This is a genomic window from Flavobacterium sp., from assembly GCF_004211145.1.
In the GTDB taxonomy this organism is placed as follows: Bacteria; Bacteroidota; Bacteroidia; order Flavobacteriales; family Flavobacteriaceae; genus Flavobacterium.
The window spans coordinates 1-22,718 of record NZ_SEBS01000017.1 but is presented as its reverse complement, the minus strand read 5'-3'; the positions used below and the strand labels follow the sequence as shown (position 1 = coordinate 22,718).

At 47.4% G+C, this 22,718-nt stretch carries 15 protein-coding genes; 7 read left to right on the top strand and 8 right to left on the bottom strand.

Features of this window, described 5'->3' with window-relative positions; translation table 11 throughout:
• Positions 1 to 129: 129 nt before the first annotated feature.
• Entirely contained in the window at positions 130 to 915 is a 786-nt protein-coding gene (locus tag EOO50_RS09615; RefSeq protein ID WP_290839586.1) for a hypothetical protein, read from the top strand.
• On the top strand, positions 916 to 1,530 hold the full coding sequence (locus EOO50_RS09610; RefSeq protein WP_290839585.1) for a deoxynucleoside kinase: 615 nt from the start codon (positions 916 to 918) through the stop codon (positions 1,528 to 1,530).
• Between the two features lie 60 nt (positions 1,531 to 1,590).
• Here the strand turns inward: EOO50_RS09610 and EOO50_RS09605 are convergent, their stop codons facing one another.
• The 5 genes from EOO50_RS09605 to EOO50_RS09585 all read right to left on the bottom strand — a co-directional run bounded on the left by EOO50_RS09605 (position 1,591) and on the right by EOO50_RS09585 (position 11,379).
• Positions 1,591 to 2,247, bottom strand: coding sequence for a copper homeostasis protein CutC (locus tag EOO50_RS09605; RefSeq protein WP_290839584.1), 657 nt, complete (start codon positions 2,245 to 2,247; stop codon positions 1,591 to 1,593).
• The gene (locus tag EOO50_RS09600; RefSeq protein WP_290839582.1) at positions 2,247 to 3,230 is read right to left on the bottom strand and encodes a N(4)-(beta-N-acetylglucosaminyl)-L-asparaginase; all 984 of its coding nucleotides are present in this window, start codon (positions 3,228 to 3,230) and stop codon (positions 2,247 to 2,249) included. The genes EOO50_RS09605 and EOO50_RS09600 overlap by 1 nt, the downstream gene beginning before the upstream one ends.
• Complete coding sequence (locus tag EOO50_RS09595; RefSeq protein ID WP_290839581.1) at positions 3,230 to 5,473, bottom strand: family 20 glycosylhydrolase; 2,244 nt, start codon at positions 5,471 to 5,473, stop codon at positions 3,230 to 3,232. Before EOO50_RS09595 ends, EOO50_RS09600 begins: the two co-directional genes overlap by 1 nt.
• A 95-nt stretch (positions 5,474 to 5,568) precedes the next feature.
• Positions 5,569 to 8,832 carry a reprolysin-like metallopeptidase gene (locus tag EOO50_RS09590; protein ID WP_290839580.1) on the bottom strand — a complete coding sequence of 1,088 codons (3,264 nt, stop codon included), beginning with the start codon at positions 8,830 to 8,832 and terminating at the stop codon, positions 5,569 to 5,571.
• 120 nt (positions 8,833 to 8,952) lie between these two features.
• Complete coding sequence (locus tag EOO50_RS09585) at positions 8,953 to 11,379, bottom strand: sodium-translocating pyrophosphatase (RefSeq protein ID WP_290839578.1); 2,427 nt, start codon at positions 11,377 to 11,379, stop codon at positions 8,953 to 8,955.
• 213 nt (positions 11,380 to 11,592) lie between these two features.
• Between EOO50_RS09585 and EOO50_RS09580 the strand changes: the two genes are divergently transcribed.
• Positions 11,593 to 12,291, top strand: coding sequence for a DUF4386 domain-containing protein (locus EOO50_RS09580; RefSeq protein WP_290839577.1), 699 nt, complete (start codon positions 11,593 to 11,595; stop codon positions 12,289 to 12,291).
• A gap of 151 nt (positions 12,292 to 12,442) precedes the next feature.
• Here the strand turns inward: EOO50_RS09580 and EOO50_RS09575 are convergent, their stop codons facing one another.
• The 3 genes from EOO50_RS09575 to EOO50_RS09565 form a co-directional block, all read right to left on the bottom strand.
• On the bottom strand, positions 12,443 to 13,036 hold the full coding sequence (locus EOO50_RS09575; protein ID WP_290839576.1) for a DNA-3-methyladenine glycosylase 2 family protein: 594 nt from the start codon (positions 13,034 to 13,036) through the stop codon (positions 12,443 to 12,445).
• Positions 13,037 to 13,610: 574 nt separating this feature from the next.
• Positions 13,611 to 16,112, bottom strand: coding sequence for a DUF5686 and carboxypeptidase-like regulatory domain-containing protein (locus EOO50_RS09570; protein ID WP_290839575.1), 2,502 nt, complete (start codon positions 16,110 to 16,112; stop codon positions 13,611 to 13,613).
• A 57-nt stretch (positions 16,113 to 16,169) separates the two neighbouring features.
• Positions 16,170 to 17,150: a pyruvate dehydrogenase complex E1 component subunit beta gene (locus tag EOO50_RS09565; protein WP_290839573.1), complete on the bottom strand. Its 981-nt coding sequence runs from the start codon at positions 17,148 to 17,150 to the stop codon at positions 16,170 to 16,172.
• 306 nt (positions 17,151 to 17,456) lie between these two features.
• On the opposite strand from EOO50_RS09565, the gene EOO50_RS09560 reads away from it, so the two are divergent.
• The 4 genes from EOO50_RS09560 to EOO50_RS09545 form a co-directional block, all read left to right on the top strand.
• A complete protein-coding gene (locus EOO50_RS09560) occupies positions 17,457 to 17,765 on the top strand; it encodes a hypothetical protein (protein ID WP_290839572.1) in 309 nt (102 codons plus the stop codon).
• Positions 17,766 to 17,980: 215 nt separating this feature from the next.
• Positions 17,981 to 18,727, top strand: a complete 747-nt coding sequence (locus EOO50_RS09555; protein ID WP_290839571.1) for an electron transfer flavoprotein subunit beta/FixA family protein — start codon at positions 17,981 to 17,983, stop codon at positions 18,725 to 18,727.
• 62 nt (positions 18,728 to 18,789) lie between these two features.
• Positions 18,790 to 19,758 carry an electron transfer flavoprotein subunit alpha/FixB family protein gene (locus EOO50_RS09550; RefSeq protein WP_290839569.1) on the top strand — a complete coding sequence of 323 codons (969 nt, stop codon included), beginning with the start codon at positions 18,790 to 18,792 and terminating at the stop codon, positions 19,756 to 19,758.
• Between the two features lie 1,227 nt (positions 19,759 to 20,985).
• On the top strand, positions 20,986 to 22,718 hold a 1,733-nt coding region (locus EOO50_RS09545; protein WP_290839568.1), incomplete at its 3' end, for a histidine kinase.

Sequence of the window (22,718 nt, the reverse complement as noted above, 5' to 3'; positions counted from 1 at the left end):
TCCTACAAAGGTATTCGCTTCGCGGCGCGTTTCCAGTTAATTGAGGTGAATCGCCCAAAAGGGTCGACCAAAACGTTTCGCCATCGAATCGTGCGGCGTCAAAAAGTTTAATCGTATCTTCGTTTTCCGATGAAAAAAATCCTGCTGCTTCTCCTTTCATTTTCGCTGTCAACGCTTTATGCGCAATTGACGCCGACGGTTTCGTCCGAGGAAAAATTATCAATCGACTACTTCGCCGGCTTCGACAATTTCGGATGGCGTTATTACGTCAAAGACAACACTTTTTTCAAGGAAAAAGACGGACGAAAACTGCAATACCAAAACATCGGACTCGGAAAAATTAAGCGAGCCGATATCTTGAACCCGATGAACCTTGTGCTGTTCTACGAGGATTTCAACACGGCCGTTTTCCTCGACAATCAGCTCAATGAAATCCGCAAGGTGAATTTTTCCGACTATTTGCCCGAACCGATTGTCGCCCACGCCATTGGAAACGCGGCACAAAACCGACTTTGGATATTCAACACTGCGACGATGCAGATCGGGTTGTACGATTATCTCAAAAACACTTTTGTCTCGCTGACCCAACCGTTGCGCGGAAATGTCGTGTGTTATGAAACCGATTTCAACCATTTCAGATGGGTCGATGAAAACGGAGACGCGTTCCGTTGCGACCTGTTCGGCAAGATTGCGACATTGGGCCGCGTGCCCGCCGTCGAAGGCTTCCGGTTCGTTTCGGACACGAGCGGACTTTACCTGTCGCAAGGAAATCTGCATTATGTAACGTTCGACGGAAATACGCAGCAAGTCATCGATTTGGGCAAAAAATCGCCCTCGGGTTTCTGGTATGGCGGCCAAAATTTAGCTATTTTTACACCCGACGGAATCAGCATCTATAATCTTAAATTACCTTAAATGCATATAGCGATTGCAGGCAATATCGGCGCGGGAAAAACTACGCTAACACGTTTACTGGCAAAACATTTCAAATGGGAACCGCATTTTGAGGACGTCGTCGACAATCCGTATCTCGACGATTTTTACCATCAGATGGAGCGCTGGTCGTTCAACCTGCAGATCTACTTTTTGAACAGCCGATTCCGCCAAATCTTGCAAATCCGTGAAAGCGGCAAAAAAATCATTCAGGACCGTACGATTTACGAGGACGCGCACATCTTCGCACCCAATTTGCACGCTATGGGTTTGATGACCAACCGCGATTTCAACAATTATTCGTCTTTGTTCGAACTAATGGAATCGCTTGTCGAGCCGCCTGATATGTTGATTTACCTGCGCAGTTCGATCCCGAATCTGGTCAACCAGATCCACAAACGTGGACGCGATTACGAAAACTCCATTTCCATCGATTACCTAAGCCGACTCAACGAGCGTTACGAGGCGTGGATCACGACATACGATCGCGGAAAATTGTTGATCATCGATGTTGATAATATTGATTTCGTGAATAATCCGGAGCATTTGGGACAGGTTTACAATCGGATTGATGCGGAACTCAACGGACTTTTTTAGATTTCAGATTTTTGATTTAAGATTTAAGATTTAAAGAGAGTTCGGAACATTAATTTCCGCTTAGAATTCACTTTTCATTTTTTGGATTTCCGATGCGTCAGCTGTTTCGCTGTTTCCGGTAATCGCTGCCGAATGGAACCAAGTCGCCGTCGTATGCAACAACGTTTCAATGTTCGACGAACGCACGCCGCCTCCGGGCATGATCGTGATTCGGCCGCTGGCTTCGCGCACGAGTTCGGTGAGATTTTTTATGTTATCGATCGCATTCCCTATTCCGCCCGACGTCAAGATATTTTGGAAACCGCAGTGGATTGCGTCTTCAAGCGCCAATTCCGAATCTAAAATTCCGTCGAACGCGCGATGAAACGTACACGGAAGCGTCGTCGATTTTACGAGCTCTGAATTTCGTTCGACATCAATTTTTCCATCGGAAGTTAGTATTCCGAACACGAAACCGTCGGCAATTTCCTTGAACCTTTTGATGTCTGACTTCATCGTTTCGAATTCCTTGTCCGAATAGTTGAAATCTCCGGCTCTCGAACGGATCATCACGAAAATTGGAATTGAAATTTGCGGTTTGATCTCGGATAAACTTTCAAAATCCGGCGTTATTCCACCCGATTCATAATCGGCGCAAAATTCAATGCGGTCGGCTCCCGATTCCTGCGCGATCAACATCGATTCGACGTTGAAGCAAGCGATTTCGAGATGCGCCATTATTTGAGGTAAAAATCAGGCGTTACCATCCGGTTTCCGGTTTCGTCGTGCATCGCGTAGCTGAATCCGCTTTGGATGCAGAACGATCCGTGTTCGCCTTTCTTGTTGAGCGCGATGAACCCGACTTGGATGTCCTTGAGATTCTTTCCGCGATTTTTCGTGATGTTGACTATGCGCATCGCCGCTTCCTTACACGCTTTTTGAGGCGATTTTCCCTGCCGCATGAGTTCGACTACAAGATGGCAACCCGCAATCCTGATGACTTCTTCGCCATGGCCGGTCGCGGTCGCGGCTCCGATTTCGTTGTCGACATACAACCCGGCGCCGATGATCGGGGAATCGCCTATGCGGCCGTGCATTTTGTACGCCATGCCGCTCGTGGTGCAGGCGCCCGATAGATTTCCCGATGAATCGAGCGCGATCATTCCGATGGTGTCGTGGTTTTCGATGTTAACGATCGGTTTGTAGTTGCTCGTTTTGAGCCATTCTTTCCATTCTTTCCCGGAGATTTCCGTGAGCAGATTTTCTTTTTTAAAACCCTGAGAAAGCGCGAACTGCAAGGCACCATCGCCCGAAAGCATCACGTGAGGCGTTTTTTCCATCACGGCTCTCGCGACCGAGATCGGATGTTTGATGTGTTCGAGACACGCGACCGAACCGATGTTCGACAATTCGTCCATGATGCACGCGTCCAACGTCACGCGCCCATCGCGATCGGGTCGTCCGCCGTAACCGACGCTGCGTTCCTCGGGATCGGCCTCGGTGATTTTAACTCCGGTTTCGACCGCATCGAGCGCGCGTCCGCCCGATTTCAGGATCTTCCAAGCGGCTTCGTTGGCTTTCAATCCGAAATCCCAAGTGGAGAGCACGATCGGTTTATTCGCTTTTTGGGCGAATGAAAAATCGGTTTCGAGAATCGGTGTCACTGCGATCGCCGCCGACGCCAACGCCGTATTCTTCAAAAAATTCCTTCTTCCTGACATTAGTCTATGAGTATTTCGTCGGTGAAAAGCCAAGCTGGATTTCCGGCTCCGGGATTTCCGTCGGCTATTGTTTTGGTATTTTTAGCGATAATTTTCACGAACTGCGCTTTCTGGTTCTTGAATTTCATTTTGATCGTTCCGCCCGATTTCGCAATCTCAGCTGCGGTAACTCTCGCGACCGACTTAAAGTTACGATTATCTTTCGACACGAGAACCTCGACTTCAACCGGATAATAAATCCAACTGCCTTGGCTCTGCATGAAACTCGCGGTCACGGAACTTATTTTTTCCCTGTCGGACAAATCGATTACGGCTTCGAGATCGGTGCCTGCAAACGCAATCCAATCGCGGCCGGTTCGTTGTTTATCGCCGAGAATTCCGTTGACGAGCGTGAAACTTCCGTCGCCTTTGTACTTGTCGCTTGGTTGGTTTTCAAGTGTGATTTGTCGTCCCGTCGCTTTGCTGAACGTGAATTGTTGTTGGGTAATCGCGCTGATGCGTTTCCCGTTTTCGAATCGTGCGGCCTTTACGGTTTGCGACGCGGGCACTATTATTTTTCCGGGAAAATATTGAGAATTTACGGTCGGTTCGCTGCCGTCGTTCGTGTATCGGATCTCAGGATTGTTTCCCGCCGACGACAATTCGAGTGCGACGCTTCGTTTCCCGAACGGAAAGGTGCGCGTCGCAACCTGGAACATCGATTTGGCGTAATTCACTCCGAGTTTGTCGAGCAGCGAAAGATGTCGGAACAACCGTTTCTGAAATTGTTTGAAATTATCGGGATCCGACGTTCCCCATGCGACTTCGCTGAGCGCTGCAATCCGCGGGAAAATCATGTATTCGGCGTGTTCTTCAGTCGCGATGTATTCGGTCCAGAGATTGGCTTGGACACCGATTATGTATTTCGCTTCGTCGGCTGACAACGCATCTGGAATGGGATTGAAACCGTACACTTTTTCGATCGGCACGTAACCTCCGAATCCCAACGGCTCGTTTTTGGGATCGCCTTGGTAGCGGTCGAAATACAGATAACCCTCGGGCGTCATCACGACGTTGTGTTTTTGCCTGGCCGCCGCGATGCCGCCATCGATTCCTCTCCAGCTCATAACGGCCGCGTTCGGAGCCAGACCGCCTTCGAGGATTTCATCCCAACCGATGATTTTTCGTCCTTTCGAATTCACAAATTTTTCGACGCGTTGGATGAAATAACTTTGCAGGCCGTGTTCGTCTTTTAGATTTTTATCGCGGATCAGTTTCTGGCAATGTTCGCAGGTTTTCCATCGGGTTTTGGGACATTCGTCTCCGCCGATGTGAATGTACTCGGACGGAAAAAGCGCTATTACTTCGGTCAAAACACCTTCGAAAAATTTGAACGTATTCTCCTTCGGACAAAAAACATCGTCGAAAACGCCCCAGGTTTTCTCGACTTCGAACGGTCCGGGCGTGCACGCGAGTTCGGGATAAGCAGCCAACGCCGCGACCGCGTGTCCGGGCATCTCGATTTCAGGAACGATCGTAATGTGCCGTTTCTTGGCGTAAGCGACGACTTCCTTGATTTGTTCCTGCGTATAAAAACCGCCGTATGGAATGTTGTCCCAACGCTGTTCGTTGTAATGCCCGGCCATCGTGCCGCTGCGTTTTGAACCGACCTCAGTGAGCTTCGGGTATCTCTTGATTTCGATGCGCCAGCCCTGGTCGTCGGTGAGATGCCAATGGAACGTGTTCATTTTGTACATCGCGAGATGATCGATATATTTCTTGACGAAATCGACCGACCAAAAGTGACGCGCGCAATCGAGATGCATGCCGCGCCATTTGAATTTTGGTTCGTCGTAGATCGAAACTGCGGGAATCGACGGCGTTTTCGAATCGGTCGGCAATAATTGAAGCAAGGTTTGGAACGCGTGGAAAACACCTTCAGCATCGGCTGCCGCGATATAGATATCCTGTTCGGGTTTTACCAAAATGGAATAACTGCCGGGTTCCTTATTTTTGAAATCTTGTTCGACGCGAATATACCTTGGATTCTGCAGCTCGTTGGCGTCGTAGTTTTTTTGGACGTATTCGATGAAAAAATCGCCTTCATCGGTGGCGAAAGCATCGACGTATTCGATCATCGATTTTGAACCAAGCGTTACTTCTCCGGCTGAATATTCGAATTTGACAGGCATCGGAATCAATTGAAAGTCCTGAGCGATCGCGATTTGGCAAACGAACAACAGCAATAAGAATCTTTTGGTCATGATCAGGTATTTCTACAAATTTAAACAACGTCCGCGATTTCGGGCATAAAAAAAGCCCCGCGATCTGCAGGGCTTTCTTACTATTTTGAAATCGCTTATCTGATAACGATTTTCTTCACTTCTTTGGCGCTTCCGTTCTCGACAGTCACAACGTAAATCCCTGAAGCAGTTCCTTCCATTTGCAGGTTTTGGTTGAAAAGCCCGTTGTTTTGGTATGTTCTGCTAAAGATTTGGCGTCCGCGGATATCGTGAACATTCACTTTGATATCCTGAGTCGACGATGGCGTGAACTGGATGTTGAAGTTACCGTTGTTCGGGTTCGGATAGATCGCGAAGTCCTGCAAGTGGTTGTCTTCAACGGCAAGCGGCGCCATGCTACAGATGTTCATGCTCCAGCTGTTAAGCGTTCCTCCATCTTGGTTGAATCCGTCGATGATACGCAATGTCCAAGTACCCGCAGAATTTTGTCCATTGAATGCCGATAGTGGTTGAACCGGAGCAACAGTTCCGCCGATAGCCGGGTTGTTTCCGCAAACGATCGCACTGCCGCTGTCGTCGAACGTGGCAACGATGTTGTTCAAAGCCGCACTTGTGCAAGGTCCGGCAACCATGTTTACCTCAGTTCCAGCAGGACTGATCAATTTGATCGTAAGGTCATTAACCCAAGTGTGCGTTACGTTTACCGTAAGGTTCAAATCGGAAATGCTAACGTTGTTGGTCAACAAGAATGTAGAGTTTACTGTTGGAGTTCCAGTGGCTGAAATTGCCAAAGGCACGTTCGTAGCCGTATATGTAGTACAAGATTGTACGCCTGTCTGGAATGCGAATGCGGTACCGTAAGTTCCCGCCGCGCAAGTGTTGTTCGGCTTGACTCTCCAATAATAGTTCGTGCCTTGTGTCAAACCTGAAACCGTGTAGCTGTTCACCGGCACGTTTCCAGTGCTGATGATGTTCGTGAAGGCCGCATCGGTTGCCACTTGGACGTCATAGGTCGCCGCATTGTCAAGGGCTGACCATGTAAGGTTCAATGTCGTGTTTTGTCCTGTTGCCATGTTGGCCGGAGACGATGGCGTGATGGCCGGGAAAACCGTAGAGAACATTTGGAAGTACAAAGGGACTGTTTTAACCGTGGCACCTGAACTTGCAGTTACCGTAATAGGGAAAAATCCTCCTGTCAATCCAGCCGTGTTGCTGATTGTCATCGTAACGTTTCCACTGGCCGTCACCGACGCCGGAGAGAATGTCACGGTAGATCCTGCCGGTTGCCCTGAAGCTGAGAAAGTTGTCGTTCCCGTGAATCCGCCTAAAGCAGTATAAGGAATCGTGTACGAAACGTCTACGCCAGAACAAGCTGTTTTATTCTGGTCGCCCGCAACTCCTGAGAATGCAACCGAAAATGTCGCAGCCGGAGCCGTAATCGTAAAGTTCGTATTGGAAAGATCGTAGAAAATGTTGTTGTATCCTTTGATCATCAAACGGTTTGTAGTTCCAGGAGTATTCGGAATCGTAATGACTTCAGAACCGTCGTTCGGAACCTGGCTAGCCAACATTACAGGGAAAGAAGTTCCACCATTCGTTGAAAGGAAGATATCGACAAACGCAGTGTTTACACCATTTCCGGTAGTTCCCGCAACGTCCCAGGTAACCGTTTGGTTGGTTCCGGCTGCGTAAGAAACCGCCGTGTTCGGAGATGTCACCAAGAATGGTCCTGCAGTCGCATTAACTGTCACGATCATATTATCTGATTGTGTGTGGGCAACCCCAAATGGCGCATCACGGGCCGTAAGCACGAAATTCAACGTACGAGCCACTGAACTTGCGGCTTCCTGAGGAAAACCGTTCAAGGTCGTAACCAATGAATTCGCCAAAACCGTTGAAAGCATCGGCATATAACGGACAGGAGTCGCTACCGGGTTGAACGATCTCCAGTTCGGACCGCCAGTCTTTGTAGGCGACGCCACACTGTTGGCTCCGGTTTGGGACGTTGCCGTGTCGTTTTGTTCCCAACAGTAATTGAGGACACTTCCATCGGCGTCAGTTGCCGTACCCGTTAGGATAAATGCTGTGCTCTTTGGAATCGTGTAGTCAAGACCAGCGCTTACGACAGGTGGAACACCATTTACCGGAGTACTTACCGGACATGTTTTGGTCGCCATGTTGTCTTGGATCTGCTTGATGCTTGCATAGACGAAGTAATCATCAGAATGCGGCTGCAAATCCTGGGCTGTAATACCCGCGTAACCCATGATCGTAGAACCTGAACCCGGCTCAACGTTTACGCCTGTACCTTCGACATTGTTTGAAAATGTGTGGTTTCCTCCGAATTGGTGACCAAGTTCGTGGGCGACATAATCGATATCGAAATTGTCGCCTTCAGGAATTCCATCGGCAGGAGAAGTGATACCTCTGCCTTTTCCAGTGTTACAAACGCAACCGATACAACCTGCGTTACCGCCGCCACCTGAAGCGCCGAACATGTGACCGACGTCGTAGTTGGCCTCACCGATATTCGCCGTCAAAGTAGTCTGCAACTGGTTATTCCAGTTAGCCATAGTCGTGTACGGGTCTGTTGTGGCATTCGTATAAATTACCGCAGTTGTTCCTGCTATGATGCTCAAGTGGATCGACAAATCGTTCTCGAATACCGAGTTTACGCGAGTGATCGAAGCGTTGATCGCCGCAAGAGCCAATGGCACGGTTCCGCCGTGGTAAACGGTATATTCTCCGTTACAAGACATTGCAAGACGGAATGTGAGCAAGACGTCGGCGCTTGATGCGGGCGATTGTGCCTCGGCGCTTTGACGAAGACTGTTTGCGATTGCGACATCTTCAGTGTAACACGTAAAAGGCATGCTTGATTTGTCACGCGATGAATTGAAGACCGCGTAGATTTTGCCGTCTTCCGAATAGCGTTCCATGAATTCATTTGGTTTCCCCACGCGCAACACCATAGTGCTTACGCCGCGCGGGTCCACGCTCATACGCAAAGTAGCCGAAGGATCTTCGACACCTTTACCCACATAAGCGCGGATGTCAGGAAACTGAGCCTGCAAATCCGGTTCGAAGTTGGAAGCCTCGACCATTTTGAAGTGTTCGATTTGCCCGTCGGTGTTCGGAATCGCAATTACGACGCCTTGATTTTTCTTGGTAAAATCGCGTTGGGGCGCATTTTGTAAAGCCTGACGAAGCGTTTGATCGTTAAGCTCGAATAGTTGATAATCTTTGGGGAATGAGAGTCGGGCAACGTTTTTAGCCGTTTTCACATTCTTCCCCGAGACTGCGGTCCAAGCTCTTTCGGTTTGCGCCGAGAGAGAGGTCGCGCAGAACGAAAACAACAGGAAGAATAAAGTTTTTTTCATGTGTTGAAGTTGATAGAGTTAATTTAACCCAAATGTAAAGATTTGAACACGAATATGCTAATTCATCTGTGTTAAATAAAAAAGGCGCCCTTTTGGACGCCTTTTTTTGAATTAAATCTATTATTTCCTAATGGAATCGAGTTTTGCCTGAACTTCGGCTTCGGTCCCTTTGAATGTTATTTCAGACGTTTCAGGCGTATTGTCACCTGAAATGTTGCTTGTTTTCACTACGGCCGTAACCGTACCATCGACCGCCTCGGTTTTTTCGATCGTAACTTCCTTGCTCGTTGAAACGGTATTGACGACTTCTATCGCCTTGGCTTCGACGACAGTTTCTGAAACACTGTGTCCGCCCAAGATCGGAGCGATTACAAGCCCGACAAGACAAGTAAGTTTGATCAAAATGTTCATTGAAGGTCCTGACGTATCTTTGAAAGGATCTCCAACAGTATCTCCGGTAACGGCTGCCTTGTGCGCGTCTGAACCTTTGAACGTCATTTCGCCGTTGATCATTACGCCGGCTTCGAACGATTTCTTCGCGTTATCCCAAGCACCGCCCGCGTTGTTCTGGAACACCGCCCAAAGCACGCCTGAAACGGTAACTCCCGCCATGTAACCACCGAGCATTTCGGCGATAAGCTGGTTGTTGTCGGAGTACACCAATTTACCCAACAATACGATCGCGATTGGGAAACCGATTGTGAGAACGCCCGGCAACATCATTTCGCGCAAGGCGGCCTTCGTCGAAATCTCGACACATTTTCCGTATTCCGGTTTTCCCGTTCCTTCCATGATTCCAGGGATTTCCTTGAACTGGCGACGCACTTCGTACACCATGTCCATTGCGGCTTTTCCTACCGAATTCATCGCCAACGCCGAGAATACTACCGGAACCATTCCTCCAACGAATAACATCGCCAAAACCGGAGCCTTGAAAATGTTGATACCATTGATGTCGGTAAACGTTACGTAAGCCGCGAACAAGGCCAAAGACGTCAACGCCGCCGAAGCGATCGCAAATCCTTTTCCTGTAGCCGCTGTCGTATTACCGACCGAATCCAAAATATCGGTACGCGTACGCACTTCTTTTGGCAATTCGCTCATTTCGGCGATTCCGCCGGCGTTGTCTGAGATCGGTCCGAAAGCATCGATAGCCAATTGCATGGCCGTTGTCGCCATCATAGCCGAGGCCGCAAGCGCTACTCCGTAGAAACCAGCCAAGGCGTACGATCCCCAGATTGCGGCTGCGAAAAGCAATACCGTCGGGAATGTAGAAATCATACCTGTCGCCAAACCGGCGATCACGTTCGTTCCTGCTCCGGTCGAAGATTTTTGCACGATCGCCAAAACCGGCTTCGTACCCAAACCTGTGTAATATTCGGTTACCGATGAGATCGCTCCGCCTACGAAAAGGCCGACAAGCGTCGCATAAAATACGCGCATCGATGAAATGTCCTGCAAACCTTCGCCGAAGAAATTCATTTTCATCGTTTCAGGCAACATATATTGTACAAGGAAGAAACAAGAGATCGCGGTCAAGACGATGGAAACCCAGTTCCCGACGTTCAAAGCGCCTTGCACTTCTTTTTCTTTTGCATTATTGTCTTTGATTTTTACCAACATCGTTCCGATTATAGAGAAAAGGATCCCGAAACCGGCGATTGTCATCGGCAACAAGATCGGACCGATTCCACCGAAACCGTCTGCTAATTTCCCGCCCATATCTTTGATCACGTAGTTACCCAAAACCATTGCGGCCAAAACGGTAGCCACGTAAGAACCGAACAAATCGGCGCCCATTCCGGCAACGTCACCCACGTTATCACCTACGTTATCGGCGATCGTAGCGGGGTTACGCGGATCGTCTTCAGGAATTCCGGCTTCGACTTTACCTACAAGGTCAGCTCCGACATCGGCAGCTTTCGTGTAGATTCCGCCTCCGACACGTGCGAACAATGCGATAGATTCGGCCCCAAGCGAGAATCCGGCAAGTGTTTCAAGAACGATCGTCATCAATTCAGATGGCGTTCTCGTAACACCGTCGATTACTTTGGATTCCCAAACTCCATCCATGAAGAAGTGGAAAAAGAAGATGAAGAACGCCGTCAAACCAAGTACGGCAAGACCTGCGACGCCCAATCCCATTACGGTTCCGCCGCCAAAAGAAACTTTCAATGCCTGCGGAAGGCTCGTGCGGGCCGCCTGAGTTGTCCTGACGTTTGTTTTAGTTGCGATTTTCATTCCCATGTTTCCAGCCAATGCCGAGAAAATAGCTCCGAAAATAAAAGCGACCACGATCAATATATGTGTCGTAGGCACGATGAAAGAAATTGCGGCAAGTGCGATGCTCGCTCCGACTACGAAAAATGCCAACAGGCGATATTCGGCTTTCAGGAAAGCGAGTGCGCCTTCATAGATGTAATCTGAAATCTCCTTCATTTTACCGTCGCCGGCGTCTTGTTTCAATACCCAGGCTCTTTTTGAAGCCATGAAAAGCAATCCGAGCAAAGCCATTGCAATTGGCACATAAATTATAAATTCTTTCATAAATTCTTGATGTTTATACTTTTTTATCGGGTGCAAAAATAACAAAATTTTAAGAATCCAGATGCAGATTTCGGATTTTAGTGAAAACATTGGGCGATTTTCCGAGTACTTGAATTTTAGGCGGTTCCGACTTTCGAAAACGTTGTAACAAAAACGCGCGCTGTTCGTTTTACGGCCAACTAAAATAGCGCCTGCTATCGCAAAAAAAATATAATGGAACCAACGAAAAAAACAGCACGAATTTCAGGATTAATTTATTTGGTCGTCGTGCTCTCAGGCATGTTCAGTTTACTTTATGTTCCCGGCCAACTCATAGATTGGAACGACGTGTCGGCGACATTTCACAATATGCAACAAAACCAATCGCTTTATCGATTCGGGATACTGAGTAGCGTGATCTGTTACGTCGCTTTTATTTTTTTGGCGCTTTCACTTTACAAATTGCTGAGATCGGTAAACGAATCGGAAGCGAAACTCATGGCGATTTTAGCCATTGTCAGTGTACCGATTTCATTTGCGAACCTGCAAAATAGCTTTACGGTCCTTTCGCTCGTCAGCCATGAGCCTTACCTGAAAACATTTACGAATGTCGAACTTCAGAACCAGCTCATGTTTCATCTCGACAAATACGATCACGGCATCATGGCTGTCTCGGTGTTTTGGGGATTGTGGCTGTTTCCGTTCGGTCATTTGATTTTCAAATCAGGATTCTTGCCGAAGTTTTTAGGGGTTTTCCTGATGCTTGGATGCGCGGGTTACTTGATAAATTTCATAGGAAGAACGGCGATTCCAGGTTATTCGGAATCGGGATTCGCGGGATTCGTGAGCCTGCCGTCGGCCGTTGGGGAAATCGGGATTTGCTTTTGGTTATTGATTGTCGGCGTTCGGATCAGGAAAACGTCGGTTAGGTAAATTGAGACAAAGCTATTTGCGCAATGTTTTGGAGAATTTGTTCGTGTTGGAATCTGAAAACACAGTAAACGACTTAATTTCAAATACTTAGCAAAGACCTTGTCAGGGTCAAAACTTGATCAAAACTAACACAAACAAATACTCAAACCAGTTACAACCTATTGCGTTTCGCCAAATAATGATGCCATAAAATATAAGAAGCCAACGTTCGGTACGGTTTCCAATTCTGGGCGAGCTCATTCATTTTCCCGACTTCGTGGATGTCGTACAATTCTTTTATCGTGTTGCGGATCGCGATGTCGCCAAGCGGAATGATGTCGGGATGTTGCAGGCAGAACATCAGATAGACTTCGATCGTCCAATAACCGACGCCTTTAATCGCGAGCAGTTCCGATGTGATTTCCTCAACCGATTTACTTTCGAATGACGAGAAATCGAGCGCTCCCGAAATCTCGCGCTGCGCCATGTCTTTTATGTAGGCGGTTTTTTGCCGCGAAACGCCACATTCCCTGAAAACCTCATCGGTAGTTTCGATCGCTTTTTTGGACGTGATTTTTCCGAGTTTTTGCTCGAGTTTCGTGTAAGTCGCTTTCGCCGACGCGATTGAAACCTGCTGTTCCAAAATGATATGCGTCAACGCTGCAAAACCTTGTTCGCGAACCTGAATGACCGGATTTCCGTATTGGCGGAGAATCGATTTTAAGATCGGGTCGTTTTGAGATAAGCGGTTGAGATTCTCGTTCACGGTTGGTGGAATGGCGTTTTAAGAATTGATGTAGATTTTGTGTATTGGTGTGTTGGTGGTTTGGGATAAATTGCGGGCGGGTGGTGGTGGCTTTTTATGCTTACGTTTCATAAATCAAATTAACGTCACGATCTCGATTCGGTTTTGGATCAGGTCATTCAAAGAAAAACAGTAAATCCATCCTTGTATACAGCCCGGATGGAAGTGGAAAGCCTTTTGAGAAAAAATAATAGTTTGCCGATTTGCAACAGCGACCAAAGGAAGCTCGTTGCACGCCGTGCAAAACTTTATTTTTTAAGAAAGCTTGGAACGGACAGCCGGAATAGCTCCTAATCGAACAAGTAATATTTATATCTTAAACCGTAAAAAGTTAAGTTTCGTCATGAAAAAAAATTGTCCATACTAAACTTCATAGCGGCTAGAAACGACTGAATTTTTTTAAACCATTAAGCGCATTAAATTTGTTAAGAAAATCCTTATTATTCTTATTTTCTTATTGGTTAAAAACCTTCAAAACAATTACGTCAACAGCCTTACTGAACGTAATGCCCTTAATGGTTTAAATTCTCTTCGCTTAAAAATAAAAGCCGAACGAACCCTTAATCGCCAATCTCCTCGCATCCGGCAAATCCAAATAATTTCCTCTCCAGGAAACATCCAGTCGGAAAACCTTGAAGATGTTCCCGATCCCGAAGCCGTATTCGTAATACACATTTTCAGGCGCGCGATACACGAGTCCGCTTGCATTGATGGCGCGATTCTCGTCGGAAACCGTTCCATAAACCGCCCGGACGCCGATAATCTCACGCCAATTGAGTTTGCGCAAAGCCGGCACACGCGCGAATAATTTACCCTGGAAATTGTGCTCCCAGTGCATCGTCACGTATTCGTCGGCCACGAATTCATAGAAATTCAGGTTACTGAACGTGTTGTCGATCTGCCACCAGGTTTGGTTTCCGGGCACGATATTCATCAAGCCGAGCGGAACCGTCCCGTATGTTTTCCCGACTTCGGTCGTGATGTACGATCGTCCGATCGGGCCGATGATAAGCGGTTGCCTGTAATATAATTGTAACTTTTGGTATTCGAAATCACTGTCGAACATGCCTTGGATTCCCGAACTCAGCCTGAAGAAAATGCGGCTGTACGGATTGTCGACCACATCGCGCTCCACGCCGTATCCGATGGTTTGTCGTTTCGGCGTCCAATCAACCTCGAATTGCATTTCCGACTGTTTGACCTGGCTTTCTATGACGCCCAAAGTCGTTTCGGTCGGCAAGACTTTATAATAATTGAGACTGAATTCGTCGGCCGTGTTCGCCGATTCGAGCGCTCGGTGCGAGAATCCCGTTTTGACCCTGAAATTTTTCACTGGTTCGAATTCGATCGACGCCGTCGTCAAATGAATGGTCGTGAGTTTTCCGTTGCTGCCCGATGAGAATACCGACGAAGACGCGTTGCTTCGGCCCAGAACATCGCTCGTCGAAGTCAGGTCGGCGCCGATCTGTTCGACGTCGCGACGATAACCTCCGCCGATGATCACGCGAGAACGTTTGTCGATCATCCATTTTCCCGAAAGACCGAACTTGAACTTGTCATCGCCGAAACCGTAGGCGAGATAACCTTCAAGTCGCCACGGATCGTTCGCTCCGAAATAGGTTCGGCCGCCCGTCCTGAGCCTGAATTTTTCGACTTCATTGTATCCGAAAGACGAAAATATCGGGCCGTAATCGAAGTTTCCGATCTCGACATATCCGCTGCCCAAAATCTCGACCGTGTTGTAGATCCGCTTGAATTTCTTGACAGTCTTGAGCGTGTCGAGCATTTTATAAACGCCAACCTCATCCTTATTCAATTCCTCGAAACGGTTTTCATTCCAGTACGCATCGTCTTTTTGGTAGATCGAGTTGTCTACGTAATTGACGTCGGGTTTGTAGAAATCGTCGGGTTTCTTGAGGTTGAATTTGTGGTTTCGGAATAATGTCGTACGCTTGCCGTAAACGCCTTTCGACTCTTCCTTTTTGCTGAACGCGAAGTCACTCATCATGTAATCACGCGACAACAAAAACACCGAATCGTTGACGACCTCGAATTCCTGTTCGATGTAAATGTCCTTGACCCAGTTGATATTCGCCGATTTCGTGACGGCCATGTTGATCGATTTGATCGCGAATGTCGTGTCGGCAACCCAGAAATCGCCTTTGAATGTGAGTTCGCTTTTTCGCCTCGGATAAAACACGATGTTGAAACAGCTTTTTCCATCGATAACGGCCGTGTCGCGCAACACATAATTGTAGACATCGATTCCCGTCCTCGAAAGAGGGCTCGTGAAACTCTTGTCGAAAAATGTAAGGTAATTGTCGTAAATATTGTACTCGACATACAAATCCTTGATGAACGCCTGGATTTGCTGATTGCCCGTAAACCCTGAGTTTTTGCTCGCCTTTACGACTTCTTTTTGCTTGTTCTTGGTATTGTCGCCGTAGACGTTCGAGAGTTGTTCGTTGATGAAAATCGGAAGATAGGTTTTGCCCGTGACGTCGCTCGTGTCGACATGTTCGAAGATAAACTCCATGCCTTTCCACAACTTGTTCTTCATGAACGCCGAATCGATCGTGTTCATATCGAACTCGACTTTCTCGTACTTCTCCATCTGGTATTGGTCGAACATGTACAGGCCGTTCTTGCGCTTGCGTTCCCAAATCTTGCGCAAAATATCGAGCGCCGGATTGTTCTTCTTCGACGTTTTACCCGAATAGATTACGACTTCCTGTAGCTTTTGACCGCCCGAAAGCGTCACGACAAAATCATAGGTAACGGCTTTCGTGAGCTCGATTTCCTTGGTGTCGTACCCGAAAAACTCGACGATCAGCGTTCGGTAATTCTCGTTCGATTCTATGTAGAAACGCCCGTCCTCATTCGTGACGACCGCTTGGTTCGTACCCTTGAAAAGTACGTTCGCATACGGCACGGGCTGCTTTGTCTCGTCGAGGACAATCCCGCTTACTTTTGTTTGCGCGACTGCCGTCAAGGTCAGTAAAAAGACGAGGAAGCTGAGGACGTTCTTGTGGCTCATAGAAAAAAAAACTTCACCAGTTTGGCTGATGAAGTTCAAATATAACGGTTATTTTGCTTATTTCTTGTACAGTGTTTTCTTAACTGCCTTGATTACGTCCTGTGCGTTCGGCAACCATTCCTTCAGCAAGGTCGGCGAGTAAGGCGCCGGCGTATCGGCTGTCGTGATGCGCTGGATCGGGGCGTCGAGGAAATCGAAAGCGCGTTCCTGGACGATGTACGTGATTTCAGAAGCTACCGACGCGAAAGGCCAAGCTTCCTCAAGTACGACCAAGCGATTGGTTTTTTTGACCGACGTAAGAATCGCTTCGTAATCCATCGGACGAACCGTACGCAAGTCGATCACTTCGATAGAGATTCCTTCTTTTTCAAGTTCTTCGGCTGCTGCCAACGCTTCTTTGATGATTTTCCCGAAAGACACGACGGTCACGTCTTTTCCTTCACGTTTGATGTCGGCGACGCCAAGCGGAATCGTGTATTCACCTTCAGGCACTTCGCCTTTGTCGCCATACATTTGTTCCGACTCCATGAAAATCACGGGATCGTTGTCACGGATGGCCGACTTTAAAAGTCCTTTCGCATCGTATGGTGTCGATGGAACCACGACTTTCAATCCCGGAGTGTTCGCGAACCAGTTCTCGAAAGCCTGTGAGTGCGTCGCTCCCAATTGTCCGGCTGAAGCCGTCGGACCGCGGAAAACCATCGGCATCGGGAATTGTCCCGCTGACATTTGGCGCATTTTCGCGGCGTTGTTTATGATTTGGTCGATTCCGACGAGTGAAAAGTTGAATGTCATGAATTCAACGATCGGGCGGTTCCCGTTCATGGCCGAACCTACTGCGATCCCGGCGAATCCCAACTCGGCGATTGGCGTGTCGATAACGCGTTTCGGCCCGAATTCGTCAAGCATTCCTTTTGAGGCTTTGTAAGCACCGTTATATTCGGCAACTTCTTCACCCATAAGATAGATTGACTCGTCACGGCGCATTTCTTCGCTCATGGCTTCGCAGATGGCTTCGCGGAATTGTATTGTCTTCATTTAGATTCTGGATTTTAGAGAGGCAAAAATAAGGTTTCTTTTGGAGTGATACAAAACGGGAATCATTTTTCTTTTTGGCTATTTCTTCGGGTCTTGTTTTGTTGTTTCATAATCCGACAAAAAACAGCCGATCATTCCCGAAAAAAAAGTGTGGACAAACGGGAAAAAGTTTCACGGAAATCTCCCACGCCAAGCGTCAAACTTTACTCCAAATCAACACAATCCTGTAATCAAAATCCTTTTAAAAACTTGAATTTTGTTATAGTTCCATCGGGACAAACAACACGACAATTAAAATTTGAAATCATGAAAAAAACCATTTTTTTGCTGGGTGCGCTATTCGCGTTTGGAATAGCCTCAGCGCAGACCGACACAACGGGCACGAAGAAAAAAGCGAAGACGGAACAAAAAGCGAAGATGAAGTCGACGCAAAAAGCGAAGGCAACCAGCAAGAGCGCTTCTACCGACGCCAACGACGCCAAGAAAAGCACTTCGCCATCGACAAGCTCATCGTCTACGACAACGACTACGACAAACGTAGGAACTCAGACGAGCAAGAGCAACGAGAACATCCCGACCACGAACGGCAACGCACTTCAACCCGCAAAGCCTTGACAAAGTCCCCTTGTGGGGCTTTTTTTTTGCATACCGCCGATCGAATCTACACTTGCGATGCGTGTTGCGAGTAAACCTTACGCCAATCATTCAAAATACCGCATAACGCTTACGAAATCGATATAATACGCAAATTTATTATGCACGCATAGTACATTTTCGAAAATTAATCTTTACCTTCGGCACCGAAAATCAACTTTTTTACTCCAAAAAAAATGAAAATATTAGTCTGCATCAGCCACGTGCCTGATACTACTTCCAAAATCAATTTTACGAATGGCGACGCCGAGTTCGATACGAATGGAGTGCAGTTCGTAATTAATCCGAACGACGAATTCGGGTTGACCAGGGCGATCTGGTTCCAAGAGCAACAAGGCGCGAACGTTACGGTTGTAAACGTCGGCGGGCCTGAAACCGAAGCGACTTTGCGCAAAGCATTGGCCATCGGAGCAAACGAAGCGATTCGTGTAAACGCAACCCCGACCGATGGATTTTTCGTCGCGAAACAACTCGCCGAAGTCGTCAAGAACGGCGATTACGACCTTGTCATCGCAGGGAAAGAATCACTCGATTACAACGGAGGAATGGTTCCCGGAATGCTTGCCGCTTTGACGGGCGCAAACTTCGTGAACTCGTGTATTTCGCTTACCGTTGACGGATCGAACGTGAAAGCGACCCGTGAAATCGACGGCGGAAAAGAAACGTTGGCGACTTCATTGCCGCTTATCGTCGGAGGTCAAAAAGGCCTCGTCGAAGAAAAGGATCTCAGAATCCCGAACATGCGCGGCATCATGACCGCGAGAACCAAAGCATTGCAAGTGCTCGAGCCGGTTTCAGCCGACAACACGACGAAAGCCGTGAAATTCGAAAAACCAGCTCCAAAATCGGCGGTGAAATTGTTTACTGTCGATACTTTGGATGAGTTGGTGAACGCGCTACACAACGAAGCAAAGGTGATTTAATTATTATAAATTATAGATTTTGAATGAGACGATTCATTCAAAATTCAAAATTCAAGATAACAATGTCAATACTTATATACGCAGAATCAGCCGACGGGAAGTTCAAAAAAGTGGCTTTCGAGCTCGCGTCCTACGGCAAAAAAGTAGCGGAATCGCTTGGCACGACAGTGACCGCGGTGACCGTGAACGCTTCGAATGTTTCGGAATTGTCGAAATACGGAGTCGATAAAGTCTTGAAAGTCTCAAACGACAAATTGGCGACGTTCAACGCGAAAGCATACGCCGATGTTATCAAGCAAGCGGCCCAAAAAGAAGGAACGAAACTCGTTTTGCTTTCGTCGACGACCGATAGTTTGTACCTCGCGCCGTTGGTCGCCGTCGGATTGAACGCGGGTTACGCGTCGAACGTGGTCGGATTGCCGTTAAGCACTTCTCCGTTCCAGGTGAAACGCCATGCTTTCTCCAACAAAGCTTTTAATATTACTGAAATCGCCACCGACGTAAAGGTCTTGGCCTTGGGTAAAAACTCATACGGTGTTTTCGAAAACGCGGGATCGGCTTCAGAAGAAGATTTCGCTCCGACATTAAACGATGCGGATTTCAACATCAAAACAGAATCGGTCGATAGAACCACAGGAAAAGTAACGATCGCCGACGCCGAAATAGTCGTTTCAGGCGGACGCGGAATGAAAGGCCCTGAAAACTGGGGAATGCTCGAGGATTTAGCGGCGACTTTGGGAGCGGCAACTGCTTGCTCGAAACCGGTTTCAGATCTGGGATGGCGTCCTCACAGCGAACACGTCGGGCAAACGGGAAAACCTGTGGCTACGAATTTATATGTTGCGATCGGAATCTCGGGCGCGATACAGCACATTGCCGGCATCAACGCGTCGAAAGTGAAATTGGTCATCAATGCCGATGCCGACGCGCCTTTCTTTAAGGTTGCCGATTATGGAGTCGTGGGCGATGCGTTTGAAATCGTTCCGAAGCTCAATGAAAAATTGAAAGAATTTAAAGCGAATAATGCATAGTTTACTAACCCAAACTTGCATAGGGCGGTCTCGATTTTCGGGGCCGCTTTTTTTTTGGAGGACACGAAGGTTTGGTTTTTTGGTTTTTGGACGAAATTTGGATTTGTGTTTGCGAAAGACGAGCCTACAGCTTACTGCCTAAAGCTTTCAGCGAGCTGAAATTTTTGACACGAAGGCACGAAGGCGCTAAGTCACGAAGGTTTTTTTTTGGTTTTTTGAAATGAAATTGAATTTTGGAGTTGTAGAGCTGAAATTTTCGACACAAAGGCACGAAGGCGCTAAGTCACGAAGGTTTTTTTTGGGTTTTTGAAATGAAATTGAATTTTGGAGTTGTATCTGCGAAACACGAGCTTACAGCTTACAGCTACGGCAATGGAAATTTTGCCACGAAGGCGCGAAGTCACGAAGGTTTTTATTCCTCTTTTTGAGCGAAATCGAAGTTTGAATTTACATCTGCGATGAACAAGCCTACAGCTTACGGCTTACTGCTTACAGCTTACGGCAATTGAAGTTTTGCCACGAAGGCACGAAGGCGCGAAGTTTTCATTCATCTTTTTGAGCAAAATCGAATTTTGAATTTATATCTGCGACGAACAAGCCTACAGCTTACGGCTTATAGCTTACAGCAAATGAAATTTTGCCACGAAGGCACGAAGGCGCGAAGTTTTCATTCGTCTTTTTGAGCAAAATCAAAATTTGAATTTACATCTGCGACGAACAAGCTTACAGCATACGGCTTACTGCTTACAGCTATTGAAATTTTGCCACGAAGGCACGAAGGCGCGAAGTTTTCGTCCGTTTTTTTGAGCGAAATCGAAGTTTGAATTTATGTCTGCGACGAACAAGCCTACAGCTTACTGCTTACAGCTTAAAGCAATTGAAATTTTGCCACGAAGGCACGAAGGTTTTCATTCATCTTTTTGAACGAAATCGAAGTTTGAATTTACATCTGCGAAACGCGAGCCTACAGCTTACAGCCTAAAGCCTAAAGCCAAAAGTCAAATTTGCAAACATCCAAACCGACCCAAAGCACAAAATCTTCTTTTATTTCATTAAGTTTGCGACAACCAAACAATAAGAAAAGACTTATAAAAAGTTTATCTTGCCAATTAACCACAAATGTTGCTTTTTCGAAAATTTCCCTTGCTGATCTTGTGCGCGAGCTTTGCACTGCACGCCCAACAAAGCCCCGCGGATTCACTCAAGCTTGTCTTCTTAAACCAAAAAATGCACGATACGACCAAGTTGCTGGCCATCGCCACGACCTTGGAAAAACAGGCGCCACAAGATCCGCAGAATATCGCGCTCAACAAATTGATGGGCGATTTGGCTATCGAGAAATACAATTCCGACAAAGGCGCCCTTCACGCCAAATATGCGAGTTATTGCGCTCTTTACTATAACAACCTGGGTGCTTTTTTCGCCGCAAGAAGGGACGCGCCGAACACGCTGGCGGCCATCGACAAAAGTATCTCGCTGTTCAATCAGGCGAAAATGCCCGATGAGGCGAACTTTGCGCTTATCTCGAAGGCAACGTTCCTGAGCAGGATCAATGAATACGAACAGGCCATCGCAATCGTCTTCAAGGCTTTGCAGCATTTCGAGAAGGACAGGGAAAACAACGCCGACGAAATCGCGTATGCCCAGGCGACGCTCGCCAGGATGTATTCCGATTTCGGCAAATACGACAAATCAATCGAATACAATACGAAAATCATCTCGTTTTACGAAAGCAAAAAATCGCCTGACGTAAACGGCTTTTACACGTTGGGCACGGCTTACCTGAACTCGGGATCTTCGTTTACCGAGCTCAAAAAATATGGTGACGCCGTGACGAATCTCGAAAAAGGACTCAAGGTTTTTGTCAAGATCGGTGACGTGAATAACCAAAGTGTCGCGTACGCGAAATTGGCGAACGTCAAGATACGGCAGGCCAAGTTCGACGAAGCCGAAGCCTTGATGAAAAAATCACTTGAAAACGAAATCGGTCCGATTTACTCGGCGAATGCGAACGTGAAATTCGGATTGCTGTATTTCAAGAAAAAAGATTTCATAAAAGCCGACCTGTATCTGACCAAAGGCCTTCGACTCAGCGAGGAAAACGGTGCGCTTGAATTGCAGGAACAGGCTTCAGATCTGCTCTACCAAACAAATCGCGAACTCGGGAATTTCAAGAAGGCGTTCGAGATGTACGAGCTGCACGACAAACTCGTCGACGCCTCGAAGATAGAAGAATCGAAAAACCAATTGGCGCAACAACAGCTCAAATACGATTACGAGAAAAAAGAACTGAACTACAAATTGGCGTCCGAGAAGGAAAACGCGGCCAAGAACAACTTGCTCACCGGGCTTTCGGGCGTCTTGCTGTTGCTGGTGTTGGGCGGATTTTTCTATTACAGGAACAGTCGCCAAAAGCAAAAAATCGCCGTACTCGAGAAAAACCAGATCAGGCAAAAATTATTGCTTTCGCAGATGAACCCGCATTTCATCTTCAATTCGATCCAGAATATCCGAAGCCTGATCCGCGACAAGAAAGACGAAGCCGCCGTGAACTATTTGAACCGATTCTCGAAACTCACGCGCCAGATACTCGAAAACTCCGACGAGAATTACATCTCGCTGTCAGAAGAAATCGAAATGATCAACAACTATCTCGCGATCCAGCAACTGTTATACTCGAATTCGTTCGAATTTTCGGTCGATGTTGCCGAAGAGATCGAGACCGAGGCGATTTTCCTGCCGCCGATGCTCACGCAACCGTTTATCGAAAACGCTATAAAACACGGATTGTCGGGCATGAAAACCGGCGGGAAAATCGCCGTAAAATTCTACCAAAAAGAAGGTAAACTTTTCTTTGAGGTGACCGACAACGGCCGTGGCTTCGACGCGTCTGAAAAGAACGAAAACCACAAGTCGATGGCGATGGCGATCACGCGCGAAAGGCTCGGAAACCATTCGGG

What these genes read in the sequence shown, in the direction of transcription:
- EOO50_RS09615 (WP_290839586.1), top strand. Translation starts at nt 130, where the DNA reads ATGAAAAAAATCCTGCTGCTTCTCCTTTCATTTTCGCTGTCAACGCTT.
- EOO50_RS09610 (WP_290839585.1), top strand. Translation starts at nt 916, where the DNA reads ATGCATATAGCGATTGCAGGCAATATCGGCGCGGGAAAAACTACGCTA.
- EOO50_RS09605 (WP_290839584.1), bottom strand. Translation starts at nt 2,247, where the DNA reads ATGGCGCATCTCGAAATCGCTTGCTTCAACGTCGAATCGATGTTGATC.
- EOO50_RS09600 (WP_290839582.1), bottom strand. Translation starts at nt 3,230, where the DNA reads ATGTCAGGAAGAAGGAATTTTTTGAAGAATACGGCGTTGGCGTCGGCG.
- EOO50_RS09595 (WP_290839581.1), bottom strand. Translation starts at nt 5,473, where the DNA reads ATGACCAAAAGATTCTTATTGCTGTTGTTCGTTTGCCAAATCGCGATC.
- EOO50_RS09590 (WP_290839580.1), bottom strand. Translation starts at nt 8,832, where the DNA reads ATGAAAAAAACTTTATTCTTCCTGTTGTTTTCGTTCTGCGCGACCTCT.
- EOO50_RS09585 (WP_290839578.1), bottom strand. Translation starts at nt 11,379, where the DNA reads ATGAAAGAATTTATAATTTATGTGCCAATTGCAATGGCTTTGCTCGGA.
- EOO50_RS09580 (WP_290839577.1), top strand. Translation starts at nt 11,593, where the DNA reads ATGGAACCAACGAAAAAAACAGCACGAATTTCAGGATTAATTTATTTG.
- EOO50_RS09570 (WP_290839575.1), bottom strand. Translation starts at nt 16,112, where the DNA reads ATGAGCCACAAGAACGTCCTCAGCTTCCTCGTCTTTTTACTGACCTTG.
- EOO50_RS09565 (WP_290839573.1), bottom strand. Translation starts at nt 17,150, where the DNA reads ATGAAGACAATACAATTCCGCGAAGCCATCTGCGAAGCCATGAGCGAA.
- EOO50_RS09560 (WP_290839572.1), top strand. Translation starts at nt 17,457, where the DNA reads ATGAAAAAAACCATTTTTTTGCTGGGTGCGCTATTCGCGTTTGGAATA.
- EOO50_RS09555 (WP_290839571.1), top strand. Translation starts at nt 17,981, where the DNA reads ATGAAAATATTAGTCTGCATCAGCCACGTGCCTGATACTACTTCCAAA.
- EOO50_RS09550 (WP_290839569.1), top strand. Translation starts at nt 18,790, where the DNA reads ATGTCAATACTTATATACGCAGAATCAGCCGACGGGAAGTTCAAAAAA.